Origin of the sequence: Candidatus Phytoplasma bonamiae (assembly GCF_030586845.1) — a bacterium.
Lineage (GTDB): Bacteria > Bacillota_I > Bacilli_A > Acholeplasmatales > Acholeplasmataceae > Phytoplasma > Phytoplasma bonamiae.
In genome coordinates this window covers 1-6,689 of sequence record NZ_JAOSIQ010000024.1, presented here as the reverse complement: position 1 = coordinate 6,689, position 6,689 = coordinate 1, and the positions used below count along the sequence as shown (strand labels likewise).

General features: G+C 22.8%; 4 protein-coding genes. 1 reads left to right on the top strand and 3 read right to left on the bottom strand.

Going from position 1 to position 6,689, the window contains the following annotated elements; all coding sequences use genetic code 11:
• Window positions 1-928 precede the first annotated feature (928 nt).
• The 3 genes from OC701_RS02070 to OC701_RS02060 all read right to left on the bottom strand — a co-directional run bounded on the left by OC701_RS02070 (window position 929) and on the right by OC701_RS02060 (window position 4,540).
• Window positions 929-1,267 carry a holo-ACP synthase gene (locus OC701_RS02070; RefSeq protein WP_304514446.1) on the bottom strand — a complete coding sequence of 113 codons (339 nt, stop codon included), beginning with the start codon at window positions 1,265-1,267 and terminating at the stop codon, window positions 929-931.
• 23 nt (window positions 1,268-1,290) lie between these two features.
• Entirely contained in the window at window positions 1,291-3,306 is a 2,016-nt protein-coding gene (ligA, locus tag OC701_RS02065; protein WP_304514445.1) for an NAD-dependent DNA ligase LigA, read from the bottom strand.
• A 280-nt stretch (window positions 3,307-3,586) separates the two neighbouring features.
• Window positions 3,587-4,540, bottom strand: a complete 954-nt coding sequence (locus OC701_RS02060) for a hypothetical protein (protein ID WP_304514444.1) — start codon at window positions 4,538-4,540, stop codon at window positions 3,587-3,589.
• A gap of 1,512 nt (window positions 4,541-6,052) precedes the next feature.
• Between OC701_RS02060 and OC701_RS02055 the strand changes: the two genes are divergently transcribed.
• Window positions 6,053-6,538: an effector protein gene (locus OC701_RS02055; RefSeq protein ID WP_304514443.1), complete on the top strand. Its 486-nt coding sequence runs from the start codon at window positions 6,053-6,055 to the stop codon at window positions 6,536-6,538.
• The last annotated feature ends 151 nt before the right edge of the window (window positions 6,539-6,689 follow it).

Genomic DNA, 6,689 nt, shown 5'->3' with positions numbered 1-6,689 from the left:
TTTTTTGGCTAATGTATTTCGTTTTTATTATTAATAAAATCATAATAATGAACTATACCATGAGGATTAATTTTACGAAATAAACGTTTTTGCTGATCATATTCTTCATGAGTTTTTAACTTTTTTGGTTCACTAATAAGTGAAGAAGTAAAATAATTTTTTCTTTTGTCTTGAAAAAAATAGTAACAGTCAAATTTTATTCAACAAATACATCAAATAAGTTTTTTTTACGAGAAAAGATAAGATTTTAAGGGACTAAAAAGTAATTTTGGTCACGATGAACACGATAACTAGTTGTAACGCAAAAAGAGAGTTTAGTGTGGCTTTTTGTAATAAATATCAGAAAGATAAACTTTATATGAAAACGCAAATAATCTATTCTTATAACATAGATTGTTTAATGTTTGTTCACTTGAATAAAAAAATATAAATAATCTATTTTACATATTGATTTTTTATTATAATTTTGTATTAATTTGTTATATCTCGAATTGGTTTATTTTCTGGATAGGCGTTATTATTCTAACAGAATAAAAAAATATTGCATATAAAATGGTTTCACAACAAATATAAATATATTAATTAAGATATAAAAATATTTATTGATAGTTATTTAGATAATTCAATATTTAAAAAAAGATCAATAATTAAGTTGATCTTTTTTATTAATGAATTGCTTTGAAATTAATTGATTAAGTTTATTTTGTGTTGTTTTTTACTATATCTCTTAATTTTGAAAAAATTATTAATTATTTAATCTTAAATTATGATTTGAATAGAATATATATTTCGCTCTATTCTTGATAAATTGATATTATTATAATATGTTTGTTTGGTTAAATCTAGCTTTAAATTAAAATTATTTTATAACATTGATGATTACAAATATTTTTTGGATATTTTATATTAATTTAAAATTAATTTAAAATCATAACATAATAACAAAAGCTAAAGCATATTTGTCGGTATGAGTAATAGATATCATAAATTGATTATTATATTTATCTATTATATAAGGAGCTCCTGTTTTGTCATTTAATATAGACCAATCGCAATAATTATTGGTTAAGTTACCTTTTCGATAGGTTTTAAATATGGCTTCTTTAGCAGCCCATCTTCCTGCTAAAAAAAAACTCTTGTTTTTTAAAGAATTTATTTTTTTATAAATTTGATATTCTGACATAGATAAAATACGATTAGATATTGATGCTAATCCTATTTGAATAATTTTATTAATTTCAATTAAATCGATACCGATATTTTGCATTTTTAAATAATTACACTACCTTTTTAAATTTTCTTTTTATTTTGTAACAAAATTTTATAAAATTCTAATTCTTGAATAATAGTAATTTTTAGATTTTTAGCTTTTTCTAATTTTTTTTGGCTACAATCTTGTCCACAAATTAAATAATTAGTTTTTTTAGATATATTAGTAACTATTAAAGCTCCTAATTGTGATAAATGTTGAATTATTTGTGAACGTGTATATTGAGATAATGTTCCTGTAATAATAATTTTTTTGTTTTTAAAAAAATTCTCATCAATATTATTAATATTATTCTGATTACAAAAATTTAATTGATGTTTTTGTAATTGAATAATTTCTTGAATATTTTTTTCATCATTAAAAAAATTATGTATACTCTTAGCTATTTCTTGTCCTATTTCGTTTATATAGGTTAGTTGTTCTATTGTAGCTTTTTTTAAATTATATATATTAGAGAAGTTATTAGCTAAAATTTTAGCTATTTTACTACCTACATGTTTTATTCCTAATCCGAATAGAATTCGATCAAAAGATTTTTGTTTACTATTTTCTATACCCTCTAAAATATTATTAATTTTTTTAATACCAAAAAAAGGTAATTGCAATAATTGTTGTTTTTTGTCTTTAAGATTATATAAATCAGAAATTTTTTGGATAATTTTTTTTTGGAATAAAATAGTTAACGTTTGGGAACCTAAAATATTGATATCCATAGCTTCTTTGGAAGCGAAATGAATTATTTTTTGTAATTGTTGTTCATTACATTCCGAATTAATACAAAAATAATTAATTTCGTTATTATCTTTTTGTAACAAAGAATTACAAGAAGGACAATTTGTAATCATTTTAAAAGGTTTAGTGGAATGAACAACTCTTTTGTTAGTAATTACTTTAATAATTCTAGGAATAATAGAGCCTGACTTGACAATAATTACGCTGTCATTAACACGAATATCTTTGATTTTAATATAATTGTAATTATGCAAGGTAACTCGTGATATTTTACTACCATCAAGTATAATAGGTACAAGAATTGCTACAGGATTAATTATGCCAGTACGGCCTACGTAAAATGTAATATTTTTAATTATAGTTTCGCCTGCAATTGAATTAAATTTATAAGCAATAGCGTATTTAGGAAATTTATTAGTGTAACCTATTTTTGGATATAAATCAAGTTGGTTTAATTTGATCACAATACCATCTACATCATAATTTAAAGAGGTTTTTAACTCTATATAATAATTTATAAGTTTAATTAAATCAGACCAAGAATTGATTATGTGATAATATGGATTTACAGAAAAACCTAATTTTTTTAATAATTCTAAAACTTCTTTTTGACTATTAACTATTAACGAAGTGTTTACAATATTATATAAAAACGAGGATAAGTTTCTAGAAGCTACAATATTAGGATTTAATAATCTGACAGTTCCTGATGCAGCATTACGAGGATTAGCGAAAGATTTTTTTTGTTCTTTTTTATTTTGTTCATTTAATTTTTTAAAATTTTCATAACTAAAAAAAATTTCTCCTCTTACTTCTAAATCTATTGGTTGTAAAAGTTTTAATGGAATATCTTTGATATTTTTAATATTATGAGTTACTAATTCTCCTACTAAACCATTTCCTCTTGTAGTAGCTTGTGTTAAAATTCCTTTTTCATATTTTAAATTAATAGCTATACCATCTATTTTTAATTCTGTAATAAAATTACAATAAGGATATTTTTCTATTATCCTTGTATAAAATTTTTTTACTTTTTCAATGTCAAAAGCATTCTCTAAAGATAACATAGGTTTACTATGAGTTATTTTAGGTATTGTTTGGTCATCTAAAAAACCACCTATTTTATCAGTTGGACTATTTTTTAATTTATATTGCGGATACTTTTTTTCTAGATATATTAATTCTTGTAACAAAGTGTCATATTGTTGATCACTTAAAGAAGATTGATTTAAGTTAAAATATTCATAATTAGCTTGATTTATTTTTTGAGTTAGTTGTTTAATTTTTTTTATAATATTTAACATACTTTTTTATCTATATCCGTATTAAATATTTTAAGTTATATTAGTTTTAATTTTTTTATTGATGTTTTAAATTTACGATTTTGAATTAAATTTATTTAAATTTTCCTGAAGGAATATTAATAAGGTTAAAAAAAAATATGCATATTTTAATATATGCATATATAAAATATACTTTATCTGTAAGTTTTTTATTTTTATTTTATAATATTATGACTTTTAATATTAATTTTTGGGAGATATATTTTTATAGAATACGGAATTTTTGTATCTAAAAATAGGTTCAAGGACGAAAACGTTTGTTAGTTTTAAAATCGAAATTTGTTTCAATTACGTCTAAATTGGTTTTAATTACTTTATTGTTGCTATCGAAAGATTTAGTCTCAATTAAAACTTCACTCTCGAGGTAATTGAATTTTTGAATAGAAGATATTTTTTGATCTGGAGTCATAATTGTTATTTTGGATATTTTGTTATCTTTATTAAATTCTTCTATAATATTTAATCTTCCATCGACATATTTAAAACTTTCTATTTTTATTGGATTTTGTTCATTATCCCAATAAATTTTTTTTTCTATTTTATAAGGATCAGTTAACTGATAAAAACTGGTTGTTATTAATTGTTCTTTCTCATTAAATTCTAAAATATGACGTTTTAAGAAATTTTTAGTTTTTTCATCATATACATTTAATATTTCAGTTTTAACTTTATTGTCTGTATAAAGTAAAATCGATTCTGATTGAGAATTATCAGCAACAATTATTTTTTTTAACAATTGATTGTTTTGATATTCTTCTATTTGTTTTAAATTAGTATTGTCATCATTGAAAAAGACTTTACTTATTAATTCTCCGAATTTATTAAAATATTTAATATGATCAATTTTTTCTTCTACGTTATTTTTAAAAACTATAACACTTTGAATAGCTTCGTCAGTTAATTTTTTCAAAGAAATATTTAAGGAGTTAGTTTTTTGTTTAAAAAAGTTTTTTTGTAATTCTATACTTTCTTGTAAAGACTTTAGAATAGGTTCAGAGTTGTGTTTATTTATATTAATATTATTATTATTTTTTTGAGTTTTAGTTTCAAGATTTACTATTTTATTATTGTATTGAATTTTGTTATAATTTTCTAATAGTTGTTTATTATTTTGAGATAATTTCTCATTTTCTTCTTCTATTTCTTCATTATGTGCTAATACATTCATGATAAAAAAAATTTGACCTGATAACATTAAAAAGATGACAAAAAATATTAATACTTTGTATAATATGTTTTTTTCGCTGTTGGAACTCATGTGTTTTAGTTGATCTCACTTTCTGATAACTTATAGGAATTTAATAAAATCTTACTTTGTGATAATAAACCATAAACAATTCTATATTAATTAATCTCAATTTTATACAAAAATTATACAAAAATGGAAATTTAAATTTTAAACAAACGCAATCTAATTATAACAAAAAATCATACAATAATAAATATTAGTTACTATAAAATTTATTTTTCAAAAAAACATACTAAATAAGAATTAAAATATTTTATGTAGTCTAATTTTAAAAAAATATTTTAAAAAAATAATTTAGATTATATTTACATAGGGTAAAACTTTATAAAATTTTTTTAAAATTTATTTCTGAGTCTTTATTTATATTAAAAAACATAATTTTTTATTTATATCTTAATAAATGTGTATAATTTTAATTATTAGTTTAATTTGATTATTAATAATATTTATATAAAAATTTAAATTTTTTTATGTTAAAAATTATAAACACAATATTGAATTAAAAGAAAATTATTATTATTCTTAATTTAATAGGCACAAAATCTTTAAAATATCGAGTGAACTAACCCATCACCAGTGCGATAAACACTGACAGGATAAGAACGGTTCTTGAAAGGAAACTATCAAAAATTACAGCAGTTCTTAAAAGCGGGTTGCGATGAAGTAGTTAGTCAAAAAGACACCGCCACCGAATGGTTCTAAGGGTAAGCCTGAAATGGCCTAAGAAGATAAGCAGATGTAATAACAAAACCTGTCTCGCAAACTACTATAAACGAGCAGTCTAGAAGCTGTCAATATTTGCAATAGGTATTGGATAGTTTATCACTTAACCAACCTGGAATCTCACCATGAATAAAATGGTTACTTCCCCTAAGGAATCAAGGTTGATATTTAGCGTAACTTGGAGAATCCTAAAGGCGAGTTATTAAATTAACGAATAATGAGATTAAAGTCATTATAGCCCAAGGAGAAAGCGACTTCTTAGTAGTCGGAGGAGTAAAAATGGATCTGGAATGATCCAGTTAATCGTCCTCCCTAGAACAAGGTTAACGACCTTGATAGGGCGAAAGAAGTTAGTAATTTATGGTTTATTCAATAGGATCAAGTATCTCTAAGTTTTTGTCAAACTTGAAGATCATTTAAAATCGTTCAATATGCAACAATAACTGAAATGTAGGATGAATAATCTATTAAGGTATTTAAGTACTTACATCATAGACAATATCATCAAAATTCCAAAATCGACAAATACCGTTATGAATATATGTCGATGGTAATAAAAATAATTAAAGATCACTTAGGTAATTTATTATATAAGAAAAATAAGAACTTATTCTTAAAATAACTTATATCAACAAATCTATATGATATTATTAAATAATTTAACCAACCAAGAACGATCAGAATAAACAACTAACCAATGGCGACATAACGTTAGTTCTATAAACAGAATAAATTATGGAAAGCCGGATGCTGGGAAACTTGCTTGTCCGGTTTGGATGGGGGCTGTTTGTAATAGCTATCAGAAAGACAAATCCTGAGATCAAAACGCAAATAATCTATCCATATATTTTATTAACATTAATTAAAATTTATTCTTCAAATAATAATATTATGGCAGTAGTTACAACAATAACGAAAGAGGAGTTCGTTGAAGGTACTAGAATTGTCAATGTAACCGTTAGTGATGTGGAAATTTTAAAACAACATTCTTTATTTCAAAAATACTTTGATTTTAGTTGCAAATTTCCTTGTTATAATGCTGACTTAGAAGAATTTGGTATGATTTGGAAAATTAAAAATCCACCTAAAAATTTATTAGGTATTTTTTTTGATAAAAATACTAGAGATGATGAAGATGACAAGTATACTTTAGAAGACTTAAAATATATGGCTAACAATTCTCCCAATATGTATATTTTTTGGAAATACAAAGAAAAATAATAATTTTTTTTATTATGAGCGCCCAAGAGGCCTAAATATCGAGTGAACTAACCCATCACCAGTGCGATAAACACTGACAGGCTAAGAACGGTTCTTGAAAGGAAACTATCAAGAATTACAGCAGTTCTTAAAAGCGGGTTGCGATGAAGTA